This is a genomic window from Candidatus Spongiisocius sp. (assembly GCF_965221825.1).
GTDB lineage: Bacteria > Actinomycetota > Acidimicrobiia > Spongiisociales > Spongiisociaceae > Spongiisocius.
On the sequence record NZ_OZ244917.1, the window covers coordinates 935,368 to 955,625 of the forward strand.

A 20,258-nucleotide genomic window follows, 5' to 3' on the forward strand; every position below is an offset into this window, starting at 1 on the left:
GAGGGAGGCTCATCATGGAAAGACCTGACGCAGGGACGGCGGCGCTTACGCCCGAGGAGGGTTGGAACACCATCCACCAAACCCTGGACCGGACGCGCAACTCCATGTATTTGGCCGGGACAGCGACGATCCTGCTCCTCTGGGGAGCGATAGTCGCGATGGGCTTCGCCTCCCAGTACGCCGTCCACACGCTCGCATCCGACTTCGCGGCCGATCGCCCCTGGTATCCCGGGCCCCTATGGGGGGTGCTAGTCGTCGCCGGGATGACGGGAAGCGCAATCATCGGGAACCGGGCCTCGCGGAAGATCGCGGTCGGGACCGTCATGAGAAGCGCAGGGATCAGGGTGTTCCTCTTCTGGCTGGCGATCGTCGTGGCGACCCTTCTCATCCCTGCGGCGGCAGGTTTGTGGACGGGAGGCGAGGACGCGACCAGGATCCCCTACGTCGCCATCGGCATCGTGACGCTCGGATTCGTCCTGTTCGGCATCATGGTGCGTCCGGTCCTGGCGGTCGTGGGCCTCGGCTTGGCGATGGCCTTCTACATCCCCGCCTACCTGGTGGAGTATCCCGCCTCGGCGGCGGTCTCCGCGGCGGCAATTCTGGTCGTGGTAGGCGTGTGCTGGGCATGGATTCGCAGGAGCGGAGTGCTTTGACAGGCGAGGCGGTGGTCCTCGACGAGACCATCCACCAGGCCACCCGGCTCCGGATCATGTCGATGCTGGTAGGCCAACCCGACAACGACCGCCTCGCCTACGGGTTCATCCGCAAGACCCTCCACCTAACGGGCGGGAACCTGACCACCCACCTGCGCAAGCTAGAAGCCGCCGGATTCCTGGCCATCACCAAGGAGTCCCATAACTCCAAACCCCGCACCTGGGTACACGCCACCCCGGCCGGACGCCAGGCGTTCGCCATCTACCTGACCAACCTGGAAAAGGCCCTCAACTGGCGCCCGCCGCCCTGAGCATTACCGGCCGGTAAGCCATTACAGAAGGGCACGGGCTACAAAGCGCCGTGCGGATCGTGTGGTCCGAGACGCGGCGCAATGCACTCGTTCGCGAGTCGCGACACGGCCTTCGGCTTGGGATTTGGTGGGACGACCTACTAAACCGGTTGCGCATCCCTCTTACCCGAAGGTTTGAATGTCCTCTGATCCCCCATCCGGTGCCGGCCGACCCGCCGAGCGATTCCTCGGCTGGCGGATCGCCGGGCTCGCGGTTATCACCGCGGCCATGACCGGGCCCGGCCAGACCATCGGGGTGTCGGTCTCGATCGATCCGTTGATCGCGGAGTTGGGACTCAGCCGATCCGAAGTGTCGGCGGCCTACCTGATCGGCACCCTCGCGGGCGCTATTGCCCTGTTGCCGGTGGGTGGCTGGATCGACCGTGTCGGGACGCGGCGGGCCATGAGATGGATCGGGCTGGCGTTCGGTCTCGGCCTGGTGGTCATGGCAGGTGTCCAGGGCTTCGTGACCCTGGCGATCGGATTCACCCTCATCCGCTGGCTCGGCCAGGGGGCCCTCACGCTGGTGAGTTCATTGTCGATCACCCACTGGTTCGAACGCAGGCGCGGTCGGGTGTTCGGGTTGACATCCCCGTCCGTCAGCGGCCTGATGAGCCTCACTCCCCTGATCCTGGGACTGGCCGTGGCGGCCTACGGCATCCGTACCGCATGGCTGCTGGCCGCAGCCGCCGTCTGGCTCGTGGTCATACCCATCGGGCACTTCGGCATCGTCGACCGCCCTTCCGATGTCGGTCAGTTGCCCGACGGAGACAAGCGACCTGCGTCCGCAGCCTCCACAGCCTTCGGAGGCGCCGCAGCCGCCCGCATCGCTTTCACGCGAGGCCAGGCCATCACCCAACCCAGGTTCGTTCTCATGTCCTGCGTTGTCGCCACATCCGCCATGGTGGCCACCGGGCTCAACTTCCACCAGATCTCGATCCTGACCGGAGCCGGCCTGTCAGCGACCGAGGCCGCAGCGATGTTCGTGCCCCAGATCACGGGCATGATCGCTGCCGGCCTCGCGGTGGGGGCCCTAGCCGACCGCCTCCCCGCCCGGGTGCTGCTGGCCGCCGCGATGCTCCTCCTGACATGCGCCCTGGTGATGGTCGGGAACCTCGAACCGGGCTGGCGGGTGTTCGTCTACACGATCCTCCTCGGCGCCGGTGGCGGAGCGCATTTCCCGCTCGTCCCCACGTTGTTGCCCCGCTGGTTCGGCCTCACCCACATCGGAGGAATCCAGGGCGTCTCCATGCTGATCATGGTGGCAGCGTCAGCCGCCGGGCCCGTGACCGTTGCATTGCTCGCCGCCGGCACCGGGGGTTACGCGGAGGCGGCTTGGTGGCTCATTGCCATCCCGCTGGCGACCGGCCTGGGCGCTCTGTGGATCACCGAGCCGGTTCGACCGTCGCCATCCCGTCCCCAATCCAAGGACGCCCGCTGACGAATGAAGCCAGAAAGGTGTTCGATATAGGCGCCTAATCAGTCCTCGTGCGAGATCCTGGCTCGGGAGAGACCGCGAAATTCGCGGCGACCCGGTGCCGCCCGCTGGGCCCTCCCCCACCGCCACCACCTTGGTCCGAGGCGCGTCCCGCCCCACCCCGGGTGGGGCTGCCTCGAACGATTTGATCCCTCACACGGCCCGGTCGACCTCGGAGCCGCTGGTAATTGCGATATCCAACAACCTATAGCAAGGGTGTGACACTTTCAACCCCCTTGTCGCCGGCCAACGGTCCGCGGCTGGCGCAATACCCGATCCACCTGGCCCGAAGCGGTCGACGGGCCACCCGCAAGGTTCACCAACCCGACGAATCACGATGCCGGACACCAGGGACGCCTACCCACGCGTCAGTACACTCCGATCCGGTAGCGGCGTTGCGCGATGCTCTGGCAGTGCGGGGTCCCGGCTGCGTTGCTGGTTCGGTATGGAGGTCCTGTAATGATCTTGTTCGACAATTGCCGGTTCCTGATCGCCACACCCGACCCGGAGGGCATCATCGAGAACGGCTGGGTGCTGGTCGACGGACCGGTCATCCACTCGGTGGGCGGACCCGAGGACTCGCCGAAGGACGATGTCGTCAGGCAGGGCGGCGAGGTGGTGGACTGCAGCGAGAGGCTGGTGATGGCGGGGCTGATCGACAGCCACAACCATCTGGCCAACTACGCCTTCAACCTGCTTCCGGGCATCGACCCGTCCTCGCTCGAATTCAGCGGCATATCGGAATGCCTCGAGAAGTTCATCTGGCCCGCCTACACGTGGGCTTCTGACGAGAGCACCTACGACATGACCTTGCTCGCCATGTGCAACGCCATCAAGCACGGCACCACCACCGTCACCAGCGCCTTCCCGTTCCCCCACGGGACCTTTCGCGCCGGCGTCGACTCGGGGATGCGGCTCATCATGCATCCCCAGACGGTCAGCAACGTCCTCATGGGTGACGGTCTCGACGATGACGGATACCTTGCCCTGACCGAGGAAGTTATACAGAACTACCACAACGCCGAGGACGGGCGGATCCAGGTCGCGGTCCACCCCCACACCTTGTATTCGTGCTCGGAACGGTTGCTGCTCGGGTGTATGGAACTGGCCGAGCGCTATGACGTGGGATTCGCTACCCACCTGCTCGAGAGCATCGAGGATCGCCACCTCTCGGACGCCCAGTTCGCCGCTTGGGGTGGAACCGTCGGCTACCTCCAGGACAGGGGCATCCTCCAGGAACGCACATTGTTCTTCCATTGCGACCAGGTGAACCGGGCCGAAGCGGAGATATTCGCCGAGGCCGGGGTTGCCATATCGCACAACCCGCAGTCGAACGCGACGTACCATGGCTCGGTTGCCGACGTCCCCGCATTGCGGGCGGCCGGAGTCACGCTCGGCCTCGGCACGGACATGCCGGCCGGCAACCTGTTCGACAACATCTACACGGCGTATCTCGTCAACGCCATCATCCCGGCGGACCACGAAGGGCAGTTCGAGCCCTGGGTGCCTATCGAGTTGGCCACGATCGGAAGTGCCAAGGCCCAGCGGCTCGGGGACCGCATCGGGACGATCGAGGCCGGCAAGCGGGCGGACATCATCACGGTGAACCTGCATAGGAACACCACGCTGTACCCCCTAAACGCGGGGAATCTCCTCTACTGGATCGTCACCAAGTGCGCGGGAACCCTGGTCGAGGACACGATGGTCGACGGGAGGTTCCTGCTGCGCGGCGGAGAGTTCACGTTCCTCGACGAAGAGGCCATCATCGCCCATTCCGACGAGTGGATGGCCGGCTTCGAGTCGTGGTACCGGGCCCGGAAGGCAGCCGGAGAACCGGTAACCGTCAGGAAGTACCCCGACTACGAGAGCCGGTAGCCTCGAAGTCGCGGCCGATGTGCCCGAAGGGTTGTGAACTTGTCGGCCCCACCCGGTAATGTCACGGGCGCGGCCAAGGCGCCCGGATCTCCGGGCTCCAGAGCCGCATTGGGTCACGAAACGACGGCTCCCTTGGGTGGGACTCCCCAACCGAAGACTCAATCTGCGTGCCGCAGGTTGGGGGCCATGGTTTCGATGTTCCCTTCGCGATTTGGACGCCACGCCCGGTGACCCCAAACACCAGGTGAGAAGGGCAAAGGAGTGAGTATGACGAGTTGGCGGCGCAGGAGTCCGTTGGCGTTCTATGGCGTGCTGGCGATGCTGGTCGGGATTCTGGTCTCGGTTCCGGTCTCGGCAGGCGCGCAGGACACGGAAGGGGACGACGCCTTCGTCCTCACCATCCTCCACAACAACGACGGCGAGTCGAAGCTCCTGCCCGACGAGGGTTCGGATCCGGGTGTGGCCCGCTTCGTGGCGCTCATGAAACAGCTTCAGTCCGGCGCGTCCGGTGACGGTGTGGTGACACTCACCTCGGGTGACAACTTCCTCGCCTCCCAGGAGTTCGGCGTCTCGCTGGCGCGGGACGGCCCGCTGTACGACTCGGTCGCCCTGAGCGGCGTCTACGACGCCATGGCGCTGGGCAACCACGACTTCGATATGGGCCCGGAGGTCACCGCCCGGTTCATCACGGGCTTCGATCCGGCTATCCCGTTCCTGTCGGCCAACCTGGACTTCTCGGCCGAGCCGGAGTTGCAGGCACTGGTCGACGAGGGCCTGATCGCCCCCAGCACGGTGATCGTCACCGGCGGTGCGAGGGTCGGAGTCGTCGGTGCGGTCACGCCGATGCTGCCAAACATATCGAGTCCCCGCAACGTGGTCGTCTCGCCGGTGCTGCCCGCCGTCCGGGCCGCCGTGGAGGCCCTGGCGGCTGACGGAGTCAACAAGATCGTCCTCGTCAGCCACCTCCAGGACGTCGCGGAGGAGATCGAACTCGTGGCGAGCCTCTCCGGCGTGGATGTGGTCATAGCCGGGGGCGGCGACGACCTGCTGCGAAACGATGGTGACACCTGCCTGCCGGGCGCGGATGCCGTGGCGCCCTACCCGATCATGGTCGAGGACTCGACGGGGACGATGGTGCCGGTCGTCACCGCCCCCGGTGGTTACCGCTGCATCGGGGAGCTCAACGTGACCTTCGATGCGGGCGGCAACGTCACCGCAGCCGAGGGCCGCTCCGTAGGGGTCGGCTTCGATTTGGAGCCCGATCCAGTGGTGCAGGCCGGCGTGATCGAACCGCTCACCGCGGCCGTCGCGCTCATCAGCTCCGAGGTGATCGGCATCAGCGAGGTGGAGTTGGACGGCCGCAGGGCGATGGTGCGGACGGTGGCGACCAACGAGGGCAACCTGATGGCCGACGCGCTGCGGGCGGCCGCCACCAACCTGGCCGAAGAGTTCGGAAGCCCCGTGCCTGATGTGGCGATCCAGAACGGCGGAGGCATGCGCAACGACTCGGTGATCCCTCCGGGTGACATCACTGTGGGGACCACCTGGGACATCGCCCCGTTCCGCAACTTCGTTGTGGTGGGCGAGGTGCCCCGTGACGTCTTCCACGTGCTGCTGGAGCAGGCCCTGGACCGCCTGCCGGGCGCCGGGGGCCAGTTCGCCCAGGTGTCGGGGTTCACCCTCAGCTACGACCCCTCGGCTCCGGCTCGGGAGATCGCCCGGGACGGGGACTGCTCCCTGGCGGGCAATCCCGGCGGCCGGGTGCGCGAGGTGGTGCTCGACGACGGGACGGTCATCGTCGCCGGCGGACAGGTGGTGCCCGGTGATCCCGTTGCTCTGGCCACGATCGACTTCCTGGTCGGCGGCGGGGACTGCTACCCGCTCACGGACATCGAGTTCACCAAGCTGGGTGTCAGCTACCAGCAGGCCCTGGCCAACTACATCTCCACAGACCTCGGCGGGAAGATCACGGCCGAGGACTACCCGGTCGGCGGACGGGGACGGATCGTCGCCCTCGAACCCGAACCGGAACCCGTGGCCGAGCCGGAGGCACCCGCACCCCGGACCGTGACCGTGAAGCCCGGTGACACGCTGCGCAAGATCGCGATGGCCTACCTGGGCGACGAGAACCGCTGGCCCGAGATCTACGAACTCAACAGAGGCGTGGTCCAGGCCGACGGCAGGGCGTTGACCAACCCCGACCTGATTGCGATCGGCTGGGTGTTGCAGATCGACCCGGAAACGTTGCCCATCGACCCTGCTGTGCTGGTCGGCACGCTCGACAACGGGTTCACCTACTACCTGCGCAACAACGATCGGCCCGGCAAGAGCGTGACGCTCCGGCTGGTGGTCAAGGCCGGGTCGGCCAACGAGTCCGAACCGGGCCAGGGTCACGCCCACTTCTTGGAGCACGTGCTGTTCGAGGGCACTGAGGCCTATACCGCCGAGTCTCTGAACGCGACGATCCGAAGTCTGGGCGCCGAACTGGGCCCCGACACCAATGCCTACGTCGGTTACGACCAGACCGTTTTCGAGTTGACCGTGGCGGCCGATCGTGCCGGGAACGTGGCCACGGCGCTCCACGTGCTGTCGCAGATGGCCCACGCCGCCACCATCGACCCGGAGGCGGTCGTAGCCGAGCGGGGTGTGGTGCTCGATGAACTACGGTTCCGCGTTGCGGACAGCTACGGGTATGTCGGCGCCCAGTTCGATCGTATCTACACGGAGGGAACGCCCTACGAGGGGCGCTGGCCGGGCGGCACGTTCGAAGCCGTCGAAGCGACCACGGCAGCCGACCTGAGAGCGTTCTACGAGACGTGGTACGTCCCGTCGAACATGGCCATAGTCGCGGTGGGTGACCTCCCCCTCGACGACCTCCAAGCCCTGGTGGAGGAGCATTTCGCGCCGATACCGGCCGGCAGTGCACCGGCGTTCTGGCTACCCGAGGTCACGCCGGACCCCGAGCCTTCGTACCATGTGGTCACAGACGAGGGGCAGGGCTTCTCCTACATCTCCCTGGACATCCCGATCCCCACGTCCGAGCCCGGAACGGTGGACGGGCAACGCCTGGGCCTGCTGGAGAACCTCATCGTACGGATGGTCCGGAACCGCCTGGAGGATGCCTACTACAGGGGTGAGCTGACCCAGGTGGACCGGCCCGACTTCAGCACCTTCACCCACGGAAACCTCCTGCGTTTCTACGGGACCAACTGGCAGGGGGAGAACCTCGACACGGCCTCCGCCGCCTACTACTCGGTGCTGCTGACGGCCCAGGAGTACGGCTTCACCGACGTCGACCTGGCCATTGCGCGAGACGAGATGGTCACGGCGCTGGAACACGGCCTGGAGACCGCCGCCACCATCACCGACCCGGCGTACGCGGACAGCTACATCTCGCACTTCCTGTTCGGCGGCGACATCAGTGCCCCACAGGAGAGCTACGACCGGCTCACGGCGCTGCTCGAGGGAGTGACGGCCGAGGAACTCACCGACCGCTACAGATGGATGATGGAGCGGTCCGCACCGTTGGTGATCGCGGTCGGCCCCGACCCGGCCAGCGTGCCCACTACCGCCGACCTGGAAGCCGCCTTCGGGGCGGCCCGCCCTCGCAGCGAGCCGCCGCCGGTGGAGCAGGGCATCGACGAGTTGCTGCCTCTTCCCGATCCGGTCGATCCGGTGGCAAGCGGCCCGACCGGCGTGCTGGACGGGTACGAGTGGGAGTTCGCCAACGGGACCAAGGTGGTGTTCGTGTACTCCGACACGGTCGAGGCGACAGTGAGTCTCCGGGCTAGAGGTCTGGGCGGATGGTCAACCCTCGAGCCCGGCGCCCGTGCCCTTTCGCCCAGAGCGGTCGAGGCGGTGGCGGGCAGCGGGTTCGGCGACCTCACCAAGTCGCAGATCGACCGCTTCCTCGGCGAGAGAGCTGCGTCGCTCAGCGTTTCCATCGGCGAGAGGACCGAGGGCTTCGACGGCAGCGCAGGCCGCGACGATCTCGAGACGCTGTTCCAGCTCATGCACCTGCTGGTCACCGCTCCGAGGGTGGACAGCCTTGCCTTCGATCAAGCAGTGAACAGCGCGGCGATCCGCACGCAACTGGCCGAGGTCAACCCGGCCTGGCAGGCATGGGTTGCGTACAACGACGCCCGTTTCGGGCTCGAGTGGTACCGGCCGGTGGCTACCCGGGAGCAGGTCGCCTCGATGACCGCCGAGTCGTTGCTGGACATGTACACGCGCCGCCTGGCCGACGTCGACGACATGGTGGTGGCGGTGGTGGGCGATACCGACCCAGAGGTGGTCGAGCGCCTTGCGCGCCACTACATCGGGACGCTGCCTGCGGGTGAGTCCGATACGTACGTCGACCGCCGTAGGCCTGCCCCGACCGGTGTGGTGCGACGCGAGATACCGGTCAGCGCGGACGAGAGCGCGGTGATGGAGATGTCCCACGAGACCGAGACTCCCGTCACTCCTACACTCCGGGTCAACGCCCACGTGCTCAGGGTGATCCTGGACAACCGCCTCACCCTGCTGGTGCGGGAAGAGTTGGGTGCCTCCTACATCACGCAGGTATCGATCAGTCCTGCCCTGATTTCCCGGCCGACGGTCTACTCGGACATCGTGTTCACCGCCGACGCCGCTGGCTTCGACGACGCCCGTGCCAGGACCCTGTCGATCCTGGCCGACCTGGTGGCCAACGGACCCACCGCGGCGGAGCTCGATCAGGCACTAGCCGTGGCGCACGTTGACTACGACACGCCCAGCAATGCCAGGCTGCTCGGCGTGCTCACGAATCGGCTTTACACCGACGACGCCAACCTGCTCACGCCCGAACGCTCCCTGGAGGAACTCGCCAAGGTGACGGCAGCCACCGTGCAGGCGCTGGCCGCCGATCTCTTCGACACGGAGAACCGGATCGAGATCGTCCGCATACCCGTCTCCTACGCCGGCTAGGACTGTTGCATCAGGAGGGCGTAGACCTCGCGCCCTCCTGGTGTCCCCTCCCCCGTCTTCGGTCCGCTGCGTTCTGAGACCTGTCACCGTCGAGGGCGGTGTGGGCCCGGTGCGCGAAACAAGGGGGTTGAAAACGTCACAGGCCCGCCGCATACTGTCCGGCAGTCACAAACACCGCTGGTTTCCTGTTTTCGACGTCGAAGGAACCGGAACCGGGATCAATCCGGGAGCGGACCCGTCAGGGATAGCGGAACGCGCACGGACCAAAGGAGGTGGTGGCTGGGGGATGGGCCCGCCGGGGAGGCGGCGTTTCGGCGATTTTCGCGTTCTCGTCGTTTTCGGGTACGGATGAGGAACTCCGAAACGGGGCACTAGTGCTGGGCGTTGAGGGTTCTCAGGGTGGTTACGGAGTGCATTGCGAGGACCAGGATCAGCATCAGGCCTCCCACGAGGGTGGCACCGTGCGGGGCCTCGCCCACCGCTAGCCAGACCCAGAACGCGCCCAGCACCGTCTGTAGCAGGAGGAGCAGGGCCACCTCGGGCGCCGGGATGTATCGGGGTCCGGTGGCGATCAGGCCGAACGCCACGGGCACTATGAGGAGGCCGACCAGCACCAGCATGACCCAGTCCCCCGAATCGGCCGAGCCGGGGCTGGCTGCCGGTAGACCGACCACACCGGCCAGGCCGGCTCCGAGCGCCACCGCCGGGACCAGGTTCAGGGATGGGCGGGACCGGAGCACCACCAGCGTCCCGCCGATCGCTATGGCCGCCACGAGACCGGCGAGGGTGCCGAGCAGGTCTCCCGTGACCAGCGAGCCGAGCAGGATCACCAGCGTGGCGACCGTCGCCCCGCCGATGGCGAGCCAGGTCCGGCGCGGGACCGCCTCCCGCAGCACTATGCGGGTCAGCAAGGCCGCGAACAGCGGGCTCAGGCTGATCATCAGCAGGGTGTTCGCCACCGACGTGTGGGTGATCGAGTAGATGAACATCACGTTGTCCAGGGCGAACAGCACCGCCGCGACCACTCCGGCCAGCCCCATGGCGCGCAACTGAGCTCGCCATCCTTTTCTCTCCATCACCAGGAAGAACACGAACAGGCCCGGCGCCGACAACACCCCGCGCACGAACACGAGCGTCCATGCATCCACGTCCATCAACCGGATCGGGACACCCTGGACGCTCAGGATGATGACCCCGGCGGACGTGATCAACAGACCCTTCGCCGGATCGGAAAGACGGGAGAACCTACCCGGAATCGTGAACCTCCCGGTGAGTGGGGCCGGCGGCCAGGTCGAGGCTTCTCAGGGTGGCGACGGAGTGCGCCGCCAGCACCGCGATGAGGACCACACCGCCCACCACGGTAGCCAGGCTGGGGACCTCCCCCACCGCCATCCACACGAACAATGCCCCCAGCACCGTCTCGAGCAACAACAACAGGGCGACCTCGGCGGCCGGGATGTACCTGGGGCCGGTGCAGATCAGGCCGAAGGCCACCGGGACGAGGAACAGGCCCAGGGCTACGAGGTACACCCAGTCCTGGGGACTCGCCGAAGAGGGGGTGGAGGCGGGCAGGCCGACGAGAGCCCCCAGCGCGGAGCCGAGCGCCACGGCAGGGACCAGGTTGAGGTGCGGCCGCGCCCGGAGCACCACCAGCGTCCCCCCGAGCGCCACCGCCGCCACGAGACCTGCCAGCGTGCCCGGCAGGTCGCCCTCCACGACCGAGCCGAGCATGATGACCGAAGTGGCCACGGCTCCCCCTGCTATCGCCAGCCAGGTGCGCCTGGGCACCGTCTCGCGCAGCACCATGCGGGTGAACAATGCGGCGAACAGCGGGCTGAGGCTGATCAGGAGGAACGTGTTCGCCACCGAAGTGTGGGTGATCGAGTAGATGAAGCCGACGTTGTCGATCCCGAACAGCACCGCCGCGAGAAGGCCCGCCATCCCCATCGACCGCAGCTGGTCCCACCACCGGCGCCTCTCCATCACCAGGAAGAACACGAACAGGCCGGGGGCCGCCAGGACTCCCCGCAGGAACAGGAGCGTCCACGAATCGACCTCGATCAACCGGATCAGGACCCCTTCGGCGCTGAGGATCAGGACGCCGACCGTGGTGATCAACAACCCGAACGCGGGACGGGACACGCCACCGACCCTCCGCTGGTCCAAGTCGCTCCCGGTCACTCCGCCTCCGTAATCGATCGGTCGGAATCGTATCCGCATCGTATGACACCCGGCGCCGGCGACCAGTCAACGCCGCGGGTCTCCGCCGGTTCGCCGCTGACACATTCGGGCAACATTTGATCGTTAGAACCGGGGCCACATGATCCTGACGAAAGGTGGTGAAGGGGATGGATCGCGGGGCACGGAAGACCAGGATCCTGGGGGTGGTTCTCGGGGTGGTGCTGAGCGCCGGGGTGCTGATCGGCTGCACGTCCGACTCCGAGAGGTCCGAAGGCCGTGATGCCGACGGCAGCGAGCTGGGCGACACCGGGGCACGTACGGAAGGCGGCGGCGAGCACGGGTTCGGTGATGGCGGCGGCGAACACGGCGTCGGGGACGGCGAACACGGCCCCGGCGGCGCGGGAAGCGGCGATGGCCCGGAGGGCTCCGAGGGCGGTTCCGAGGCCGGCGAGCGCGCCATGTCGAGCCCGGTCGTGCCCATCGACCAGGAGTGGGAGGGCGTGCTGGGAGGACTGGCCGTCACGGCCCGTTACGACCAGGCCACCCGTACCGTCCACACCACGGCCCGCAACACCCTCTCCCACGTTCTCTGCTACGTGCAGACCGAACCCCACCTGAAGTCCGGAACGAGGACCGTGGGGGAACTCGGTCCGGGCGTGATGGGGCACCTGATTCCCGGAGAGGCGGCGACGTCCGTGCTGGCGGTCGCTAGCGAACCGTCGCTCGCCGGGGTCTCCTACGACGGGTTGGTCACCCACATGGAGGTGTTCGACTGCGGCGGCGCCGGTCCGGTCCCCCACTCGGCGGAAGGTGGCGAGGGGGGCGGCGAGGGAGCCGGCGGCGAGGGTCACGGTCCCGGCGGCGAAGGCGGCAGCGAGGGCGACGGTGAACACGGCGCCCGCGGCGAAGGATCCGGGTCCGGTGGTGAAGAAGGAAGCGCAGCCATGTTGGGGGTGGGTGCGACCTTCGACCAGGTCCGCGGCGGCGCCCGGCTGATCCTCAGGTTCGACCCTCCCAGCAACTCGTTCAGGGGTACCGTGGAGAACACCACCAACAGCGTCCTCACCCGGGTCAGGGTCGAGGTCCACCTGTCGAACGGGACCGAACTCGGCCCGACGGTGCCGGTGGACATGGCGCCGGGCCTGGTGCTGCCGGTGAACATGGCGGCCACGCCGGAGCCGTTCACCGGATGGATACCCCACGCCGAGGTCGGCAGCGGCGAGCATGGCGGAGAAGGCGAGGCAGAACACCGCAGCGGCGCCGAGGGCGAAGGAGAACACGGAGGCGGCCAAGAAGGCGAGGGAGAGCACGGCGGCGGCTAGAGCGGAAGGAGGCTGGAGCTAACCGGTGAGCGGCCATGTGTTGATAATCGAGGACAACGAGAGGATCGCCGACTGGGTCCGGGTGTACTTCGAGAGGGCCGGGTTCTCCGCCCACGTCGCCCATGACGGTGAGTCCGGCCTCGCCCTGGCCCGCCGGCTGCTCCCGGACCTGGTGATCCTCGATCTGATGCTCCCCCGACTGGATGGAGTGGAGCTCTGCCGGATCCTGCGCAGCGAGTCGGACGTCCCCATCATCATGCTGACCGCCCGGGAGACGCCCGCAGAGCGCATCCTCGGCCTGGACAGCGGCGCCGACGACTACATCGTCAAGCCCTTCGACCCCGAGGAAGTGGTCGCCCGGGCCCGCGCCGTGCTCCGCCGGGTCAGGGACCGGGTCCAGCAGGTCCTGACACGGGGCCCCATCACCCTCAACGAGACCACCCGGAGCGTCACGGTCGATGGCGAGGCCGTGACCCTCACCCAGGCCCAGATCGCCCTGCTGTCGACCTTCATGCGCCATCCCGGCCAGGTGCTCACCCGCTACCAGCTGATCTGCCAGGCGTTCGGCTACGACTTCGAGGGGTACGACCGCGCCATCGACAGCCAGGTCGCCCGCCTCCGTAGGAAGATAGGCCGGGGCGGCAGCGGGCCGATCCGGACCGTCTACGGCGCCGGCTACAAGTTCGTGGTGGAGGACGGTTGATGTCGCTCCGCTGGCGGATCATGGGCTCGATCGTCCTGGTCATAGTGCTGACCATCCTCATCGGCGTCGGCATCGCCTACTACACCACCCAGGCCCGCCTCGATGTTTTCGTGGATCGGATAGGCACGGAGGAGGCGAGCCGGCTGGCCCGCAACCTGGGCCGGGAGTACGCCGCCGCCGGCGGTTGGGAGACGGTCGAGCGTCCGCTGTCGGAGGCCGGATACATCATCGACGGAACCCGGCGAGGTGAGGGGTCCGGAGAAGGCGAGCACGGATCCGAGGGGGCTCTCCACCACGATCCGGTGCGCGTGGTCGTCACGGGCGCCGACGGACGGGTGGTCATGGACAACCTGTCCGAGCTGCCACCCGGAACCGTGGCACCCGACCTGGCAGGCCGCAGCCGGACGGTGTTCGACCCGGAGACCGGCCTACCCGTGGGCCGGGTCTACGTGGATGTGAACCATGACTTCCTGTCGACCGAGTCCCACGGGTTCGTCAACACCGTCCTGGGCATCATCCTGGCGGGAGGCGCGCTGACCGCCGCCGTCGGCATCCTGCTGGCCGCCTGGCTGTCCAAGAGGATCACGGCGCCGGTGACGGCCCTGACCGAGGCGACCCAGGCGATCGCCCAGGGCGACACGACCAGCCTTCCCGTCACCTCGTCGGACGAGCTGGGAAGGATGAGCGCCGCCTTCAACCGGATGACCTCGGCCCTGGAATCCCAGCGCCAACTCCGCCGCCGCCTGATAAGCGATGTCTCCCACGAACTCAACACCCCGCTCAGCGTCATCCAGCTGGAGGCGCAGGGGCTCCGGGACGGCCTCCAGACGCCCGAGGATGCCTCAGACCACATCATCGGAGAAGTGGACCGGCTACGCGGCCTGGTCACCGATCTGGACTGGCTCGCCGAGACCGATCATGGAGAGCTGCGACTGACCTTCCAGCCATCCTCGGCCCACGAGTTGCTGACCGCCGAGGTGGATCGGTGGCGGCCCCGGTTCCGGGCCCAGCAGGTCGAAATCTCACTCCAGGCGTCTCCCGACCTCCCGCCCGTCGACCTGGACCGGGCCCGCATGAGCCAGGCGCTCGGGAACGTCCTGAGCAACGCCGTCCGTTGCACCGAAGCCGGTGGCAGGGTTGTGATCGAATTGAATTCAGTGCATAACGACTGTCTGGAAATTGTAATTTTCGACACCGGGATAGGTATCCACGCCGCGGACCTTCCCCACGTCTTCGACCGCTTCTACCGGACCGATCACTCGCGGCGCCGCGGGATAGGAGGCACTGGCCTGGGATTGGCCATCACCAGGGCGATCGTCCTGGCCCATGGAGGCACGGTCACCGTGGCGAGCGACGGACCCGGACGGGGAACCACCGTGACCGTTCGCCTTCCCCTGAACCGGGCGGAGCCTCGGCCGCGGGAGCCGGAGCGCCTCTCGGGTGGTGATCTCTAGCCGGGACCCGGGTCGAGGTACCGGCCGTGCCAGTCGAGGATGTGCTCGAAGCGCTCCACCCGGTGGCGGGGCGCACCGCTGCGGCTCAACTCGTGTCCCTCGTCCGGAAAGCGGACCATCTCCACGTCGATCCCCTGGCGGAGGAGCGCCGTGAACAACTGCTCGGCCTGGCCGATCGGGCAGCGGAGGTCGTCCTCCGAGTGGATGATGAGGGTAGGGGTGGTGATCCCGCCGGCGGTGGCGAGCGGGCTGGCCGCCCAGAGCGCCTGGTGGTCCGCGGCGGTGGCAGGGTGCAGGTACAGGCCGGCGAAGTCACGGTTGATGTCGGACGTGCCGCCGAACGACTCCCAGTCGATCAGGGCCCGCTCGACCACCGCCGAGCGGTACCGCGGGTCGTGGGCGGTGGTCCATGCCGTCAGGAAACCCCCATAGGAACCCCCCATGATCCCGACGCGGGTGGGATCGAGGCGCGTGTCACGGCGCAGGGCTTCGTCGACCACCGCAGTGATGTCCTCTACATCCACCCTGCCCCAGCCGTCTCCGGTAACGGCTCTGAGCCAGTCGTGCCCGCGACCCTCCGAACCGCGCGGGTTGCAGGCCACCACCGCGTAGCCAGCCGAGACATAGACCTGGAACTCGTCGAAGAAGTAGAATCCGTACTCCGAAGCCGGGCCTCCGTGGATGTTGAGCAGCACGGGGAACGGACCGTCGCCCTCGGGCATGTAGAGCCAGGCGTCCACCTCGACGCCCGGAGCGCTCTCGACCGCGAAGCTGTCCGGACCGACCAGTCCGCCGGAGGAACGTATCTCCTGGTTGAAGTCGGTCAGGCGCCGTTCCTCCCCGTCGGGAGTCAGCTCGTAGAGTTCGCCCGGACAGGTGGGATCGGTGGCCGTGAAGGCCAGCCTTCCGGACGCCGCCCTCGAGAGTCCGGTGATGTATCGGTCGCCGCCCAGGACCGTCCGCGCCTCGCCGTCCGGGCCGAAGGCGACCACCGAAGCCCGGCCCCGGTCCGCCAACCCGGCCAGGAAGCCGTCCTCCAGCCAGATCGGTTTCTCCAAGGCGCCGGACGTGAGCAGGTCGTTGATACTCCGGTCCAGGTGCCCGGTGATGTCGGTATGGGGCTCGTCGAGCCTCCACAGGGAGCAGAGATAGGGATAGTCGGGCGTGGGGTCGCCTATGGCGTACAGGTTGCCCGACGGGTCGTAGTCGACCGAGAAGTAGCCGGACCGCCGGGCCCGCACCGTCTCGGCGCCGCCGTCCACCTCCACTTCGACCACCTCGGAACCTCTCTCCAGAAACCGCGGGTTGTCGCGGCTGGTGACCATGGCCACCCTGGTTCCGTCCGGGGACCAGGCCGGGCCGGACTCGTGCTCGTCGGAGCACCCCACCCGACGGGGAGGGGTGTCGCCGCCAGGATCGACCAGGTAGGCGTAGGTTCGGCGGTCGTGGAGCCAGCCCTGGTCGTCCAGCCGAACGTCGAAACCGGAGACCTTCCGGGGCCTCCGTGACCGTTCGTCCTCGTCCAAGCCGGCCCACTCCCCGTACCACTGGGTTCCCGGGACGAGTATCGAGCTTCCGTCGGGCGACCATGCCGGCGCGCCGGCGCCGAGTTCGAAGTCGGTGATCACGCGTGCCTCCCCGCCGTCGGAGGGCATGACCGCCAACTGGGTCGGGTCGTTGCGTTCCTTGCCCTTCCTCACGAAGGCGAGGGTCCCGCCGTCGGGTGACCACCGCGGAGACGAGTCATTGGAACCGCCGGTGAACTGGCGCGCCTCATCGTCCCAGAGCCATATAGCCGACCTGTAACGGTCCTTCTCGAGGTCGATGGTGGTCACGACGAAGGCAATGCGTCGGCCGTCCGGGTGGATCTGCGGATCGGACACCGAGGCGATGCGCGCGAGATCGGAAGGTTCCATGGCATGCGAGGGTAGCTATCGCTGGGGTGTATCCCACTCCGCCCCGTGGTCGTGACTTCGAGGCGAACTACCCTCGCCTGGAACGGCTTCGTCAGCTTCGTGCACCGCCGTCCGCAGCTCGGAGCGAGCGTGAGGTAGGCATGAAGATGCCGGGTCTGAATAGCAAACGCGGAACTCGCCCCTCCGGGGACGGGCGGCCGGCCTGCGCGGCCCTGGTCGGCATCCTTGCTCTGGCTGTGATGGTCACGGGGCCGGGTGCGGGAGCGACTCCCCCGGCACCTCCCGAGCCGTACCTGGCGCCCCCGGGCCCCACCGCGCCGGCGGACACCGGTCCGGCTGCGAAGCCACCCGCCGCACCGGTGGTCCACGAGCCCCGCTCGTTCACCATCGCCGCCACCGGCGATCTGCTGCTCCACAGCCCGATAGTCCGCCGGGCGCGCACCGCCGACGGATGGGACTTCACGCCGATGTTCGCCACGGTGGCGCCGATCCTGCGGGCGGCTGACCTGGCCGTGTGCCATGTCGAGACGCCGATGTCGCCCGACAACGAGAAGCTATCCACCTTCCCCCTGTTCAGCGTGCCGAACCAGTTGGCCGAAGCCATCGCCTACGCGGGATACGACACGTGCTCGCTGGCCTCCAACCACTCCCTCGACTCCGGCATGAGAGGGGTGACCGGGACCGTCGAGGCGCTCGATCGGGTCGGGGTCGCCCACACCGGCATGGCCCGATCCCCGGAGCAGCACGCCAGGCTCAACCTGCTGGAGGTGAACGGGGCGACCGTGGCCCACCTCTCCTACACCTACGGGCTGAACACCGGGGCGCTCCGGCCCGAGGACTCCTACCTGGCCAACGTCATCGACGAGGAGGCCATCCTGGCGGAGGCCGGACGGGCGCGGGCCGCCGGAGCCGGTTTCATCCTCCTCTCCCTGCACTGGGGCACCGAGTTCAGGCGGATGCCCGACCGTTACCAGGCCGATCTCGGACCCCGGCTGCTGTCCTCCCCCGACGTCGATCTGATCATCGGCCACCATGCCCATGTAGTACAGCCCGTGGACCGGATCGGCGGCGAATACCTCGCCTACGGGCTGGGCAACTTCCTTTCCAACCAGTCTCCCCAGTGGGGGGCTCGCAAACCCGGAACCCAGGACGGCGTGATCCTCCGGCTGACCGTCACCGAGGACCCGGCCACCGGCCGCTGGTCGGCGACCTCGATCTCGCACACCCCGACCAGGGTGAACCGGGCCACCTTCGAGATCGTCGACACGCTCTACCCGAGGGGTCGGCACAATCCTGCGGAGATGGCCCGATCAGCCTCGGATACCGCCCGGGCGCTCACCGCCCTCGGTACCGAGGTTCGGGCCGTACCCGGCCTGTCGCCCCATCCGGCCGGGTGGCTGAGCGACCTGCTCGGCGGTTGATGCCGGATTCGCTACGTACTCGGGCTCGTATGGCTGCCCCTCCCCTACACCCAAGAACGGACTCCACTCCCGCCCGAGCCGTGCACGCCCCTCGGTAGCATCCGGCGAGGCTGTGGAATGCCCCGAGACCCCTCGCGGGAACCGGCGGCCCATAGAAATCGGCGGATACGGGCAGACGGAGGCGATTCGTGCGAGGACGGGATCTGGAGTTGCTCCGCGGAGCGATCGACATGCACGCCCACAGCGCGCCCTCCCTGTTCCCCCGTCCCATCACGGACCATGACCTCGGCCGCCTCGCGCTCGACTACGGCATGCGCGGCTTCGTCATGAAGGACCACGACAGCGCGACATTCCACCGCGCCGCTCAACTCAAGGGCTCCATGCCCGAGATCGACCCCATCGGCGCCATCGTGCTGAACCGCTCGGTCGGCGGCATCGACCCATACGTCGTGGAGGCAGCCCTCCAGTACGGGGCCAGAGTGGTCTGGATGCCCACCAACCACTCGAAACACCACGACGAGTACTACGGGACCCCGGACTACCCGCAGCTGGGCCGCCGCCAGCCGCAACTCCCGGGTCCGGGTGTCACCGTGCTCGACGAAAACGGCCGCCTGACCGGCGACACCAGGACGGTGATCAAGCTGGTGGCCGACGCAGGCGCGTGCCTGTGCACGGGCCATCTCAGCCTCGAGGAGACGCGCTCGGTGATCGCCGAGGCCAACCGGGTGGGGCTCGAGAAACTGCTCGTCACCCACGTGAACCTGAGCTTGACCAAGTACGACCTCGACGTCCAGCGGGAGCTGGTGGCAGGCGGCGCCTACCTCGAGATCGTCGCCGTCACCTGCGTGTCGGATCTGTTCGGCGAGCAGACCCCGGCGGAGCTGGCTCCGATCATCGACGCCCATGCGGGAGAGCGGCTGATCCTCAGTTCCGATCTCGGCCAGGCCTCGGGACCGCCGCATCAGGAAGGGATGCGGATGCTCCTCCACTCGCTTCTCGATGAGGGTGTGGACTACGGCGCCCTCGAGAAGATGACCAAGGAGAACCCGGCGTTTCTCACCGGCCTGGATTGATGGGGAGCGTCCCCGCGGATGGGCACGGCAACCTTCGTCCAGGGACAGCTAGCGGGCGCGTCTAATTAGCATCGGGACGGCCGTAGCGGGGAGATCGGATATGGAGCGGAGTGAGGCCGAACGGGTGTTGAGCGCCGTCGAGGAACGGTTGGCCACGGACCCTGCCGCGGGTCTGAAAGGATCCGGCTTCTGGAAGGTCGTCGCCGCCGCCAAGAAAGCTCCGGACCTGGTAGGGGCATTCGCCGAGCGGATCGCTGCGATCGATCGAACCGCCTTCGAACGGTGGGCACTGCTCACCGTGCCCCTCGGACCAGGCACCGCCGCCGCCTCGGCCGGAACCGTGCTGGGGTTGGTGCTGGTCGGCTTGGCATACAACGCGCCCGAACCGTGGAACGGCCTACTCCTGCTTGCCGGCACAGGAGTCCTGCTGGTCACCACCCATGGCCTGGCCCACCTGGTGGTGGGGCGGCTGGCGGGAATACGGTTCACACACTGGTTCATCGGCACCGTCACCCGACCGCAGCCGGGGGTGAAGACCGACTACGCCACCTACCTGACCACTGATGCCGAGCGGCGGGCTTGGATGCACGCCTCAGGCGCTCTGGTGTCGAAGATCGTGCCCTTCGCGCTCATCCCCGCCGGGCTGATCGCCGGGGTACCCGGCTGGGCGACGGCCCTCCTGGTGGCCGTAGGCGTGGTGTCGATCATCACCGACATCCTCTGGTCCACTCGAGTCGGCGACTGGAAGAAGTTCCGCCGGGAGATGGCCTTCGCCGAGCGCTAACCGCTGAGAACAGGCCGGTGTAACACCGTCCCGCTCGAAGGAAAGAGCGAGAAACAACCCGGCAGAGCGCGAAAATCGCCCAGACCGTTGCTCCGCACCGGG

14 protein-coding genes are annotated in these 20,258 nt (G+C 67.6%); 11 read left to right on the top strand and 3 right to left on the bottom strand.

All coding sequences use genetic code 11. The annotated features are described in order from the left end of the window. Positions 1–14: 14 nt before the first annotated feature. The 5 genes from ACOQPD_RS04375 to ACOQPD_RS04395 all read left to right on the top strand — a co-directional run bounded on the left by ACOQPD_RS04375 (position 15) and on the right by ACOQPD_RS04395 (position 9,302). Positions 15–653, top strand: a complete 639-nt coding sequence (locus ACOQPD_RS04375; RefSeq protein ID WP_420613687.1) for a hypothetical protein — start codon at positions 15–17, stop codon at positions 651–653. Continuing rightward, positions 650–964 (top strand): transcriptional regulator, encoded by a 315-nt coding sequence (locus ACOQPD_RS04380; protein WP_420613688.1) that lies wholly within the window; start codon positions 650–652, stop codon positions 962–964. Before ACOQPD_RS04375 ends, ACOQPD_RS04380 begins: the two co-directional genes overlap by 4 nt. Before the next feature lie 178 nt (positions 965–1,142). Beyond that, entirely contained in the window at positions 1,143–2,444 is a 1,302-nt protein-coding gene (locus ACOQPD_RS04385) for an MFS transporter (protein WP_420613689.1), read from the top strand. 495 nt (positions 2,445–2,939) lie between these two features. After that, a complete protein-coding gene (locus ACOQPD_RS04390; protein WP_420613690.1) occupies positions 2,940–4,355 on the top strand; it encodes an amidohydrolase family protein in 1,416 nt (471 codons plus the stop codon). 267 nt (positions 4,356–4,622) lie between these two features. Further along, positions 4,623–9,302 carry an insulinase family protein gene (locus ACOQPD_RS04395; RefSeq protein WP_420613691.1) on the top strand — a complete coding sequence of 1,560 codons (4,680 nt, stop codon included), beginning with the start codon at positions 4,623–4,625 and terminating at the stop codon, positions 9,300–9,302. 371 nt (positions 9,303–9,673) lie between these two features. On the opposite strand, the gene ACOQPD_RS04400 is transcribed toward ACOQPD_RS04395, so the two are convergent. Together ACOQPD_RS04400 and ACOQPD_RS04405 are read right to left on the bottom strand one after the other, a co-directional pair. Then, the gene (locus ACOQPD_RS04400; RefSeq protein ID WP_420613692.1) at positions 9,674–10,513 is read right to left on the bottom strand and encodes a DMT family transporter; all 840 of its coding nucleotides are present in this window, start codon (positions 10,511–10,513) and stop codon (positions 9,674–9,676) included. A gap of 34 nt (positions 10,514–10,547) precedes the next feature. Continuing rightward, the gene (locus ACOQPD_RS04405) at positions 10,548–11,483 is read right to left on the bottom strand and encodes a DMT family transporter (RefSeq protein ID WP_420613693.1); all 936 of its coding nucleotides are present in this window, start codon (positions 11,481–11,483) and stop codon (positions 10,548–10,550) included. 167 nt (positions 11,484–11,650) lie between these two features. Between ACOQPD_RS04405 and ACOQPD_RS04410 the strand changes: the two genes are divergently transcribed. From ACOQPD_RS04410 to ACOQPD_RS04420, 3 genes are read left to right on the top strand one after another with little or no spacing between them, the layout of a single operon-like run. Further along, on the top strand, positions 11,651–12,805 hold the full coding sequence (locus tag ACOQPD_RS04410) for a hypothetical protein (protein WP_420613694.1): 1,155 nt from the start codon (positions 11,651–11,653) through the stop codon (positions 12,803–12,805). A gap of 25 nt (positions 12,806–12,830) precedes the next feature. Continuing rightward, positions 12,831–13,508: a response regulator transcription factor gene (locus tag ACOQPD_RS04415; RefSeq protein ID WP_420613695.1), complete on the top strand. Its 678-nt coding sequence runs from the start codon at positions 12,831–12,833 to the stop codon at positions 13,506–13,508. Further along, positions 13,508–14,962, top strand: a complete 1,455-nt coding sequence (locus ACOQPD_RS04420) for a sensor histidine kinase (protein WP_420613696.1) — start codon at positions 13,508–13,510, stop codon at positions 14,960–14,962. The genes ACOQPD_RS04415 and ACOQPD_RS04420 overlap by 1 nt, the downstream gene beginning before the upstream one ends. Here ACOQPD_RS04420 and ACOQPD_RS04425 read toward each other — a convergent pair. Beyond that, entirely contained in the window at positions 14,959–16,878 is a 1,920-nt protein-coding gene (locus ACOQPD_RS04425; RefSeq protein ID WP_420613697.1) for a S9 family peptidase, read from the bottom strand. The two genes, ACOQPD_RS04420 and ACOQPD_RS04425, sit on opposite strands and share 4 nt — an antisense overlap. A 140-nt stretch (positions 16,879–17,018) precedes the next feature. Between ACOQPD_RS04425 and ACOQPD_RS04430 the strand changes: the two genes are divergently transcribed. From ACOQPD_RS04430 to ACOQPD_RS04440, 3 genes are all read left to right on the top strand, one after another. Continuing rightward, entirely contained in the window at positions 17,019–18,299 is a 1,281-nt protein-coding gene (locus ACOQPD_RS04430; RefSeq protein WP_420613698.1) for a CapA family protein, read from the top strand. A gap of 188 nt (positions 18,300–18,487) precedes the next feature. Next, on the top strand, positions 18,488–19,372 hold the full coding sequence (locus tag ACOQPD_RS04435) for a DUF6282 family protein (protein WP_420613699.1): 885 nt from the start codon (positions 18,488–18,490) through the stop codon (positions 19,370–19,372). 100 nt (positions 19,373–19,472) lie between these two features. Then, a complete protein-coding gene (locus ACOQPD_RS04440) occupies positions 19,473–20,156 on the top strand; it encodes a hypothetical protein (RefSeq protein WP_420613700.1) in 684 nt (227 codons plus the stop codon). Positions 20,157–20,258: the final 102 nt, after the last annotated feature.

Excerpts from the sequence above, each read along its gene's own strand:
- ACOQPD_RS04375 (WP_420613687.1), top strand. The coding sequence starts at position 15 with ATGGAAAGACCTGACGCAGGGACGGCGGCGCTTACGCCCGAGGAGGGT.
- ACOQPD_RS04385 (WP_420613689.1), top strand. The coding sequence starts at position 1,143 with ATGTCCTCTGATCCCCCATCCGGTGCCGGCCGACCCGCCGAGCGATTC.
- ACOQPD_RS04390 (WP_420613690.1), top strand. The coding sequence starts at position 2,940 with ATGATCTTGTTCGACAATTGCCGGTTCCTGATCGCCACACCCGACCCG.
- ACOQPD_RS04395 (WP_420613691.1), top strand. The coding sequence starts at position 4,623 with ATGACGAGTTGGCGGCGCAGGAGTCCGTTGGCGTTCTATGGCGTGCTG.
- ACOQPD_RS04410 (WP_420613694.1), top strand. The coding sequence starts at position 11,651 with ATGGATCGCGGGGCACGGAAGACCAGGATCCTGGGGGTGGTTCTCGGG.
- ACOQPD_RS04420 (WP_420613696.1), top strand. The coding sequence starts at position 13,508 with ATGTCGCTCCGCTGGCGGATCATGGGCTCGATCGTCCTGGTCATAGTG.
- ACOQPD_RS04425 (WP_420613697.1), bottom strand. The coding sequence starts at position 16,878 with ATGGAACCTTCCGATCTCGCGCGCATCGCCTCGGTGTCCGATCCGCAG.
- ACOQPD_RS04430 (WP_420613698.1), top strand. The coding sequence starts at position 17,019 with ATGAAGATGCCGGGTCTGAATAGCAAACGCGGAACTCGCCCCTCCGGG.
- ACOQPD_RS04440 (WP_420613700.1), top strand. The coding sequence starts at position 19,473 with ATGGAGCGGAGTGAGGCCGAACGGGTGTTGAGCGCCGTCGAGGAACGG.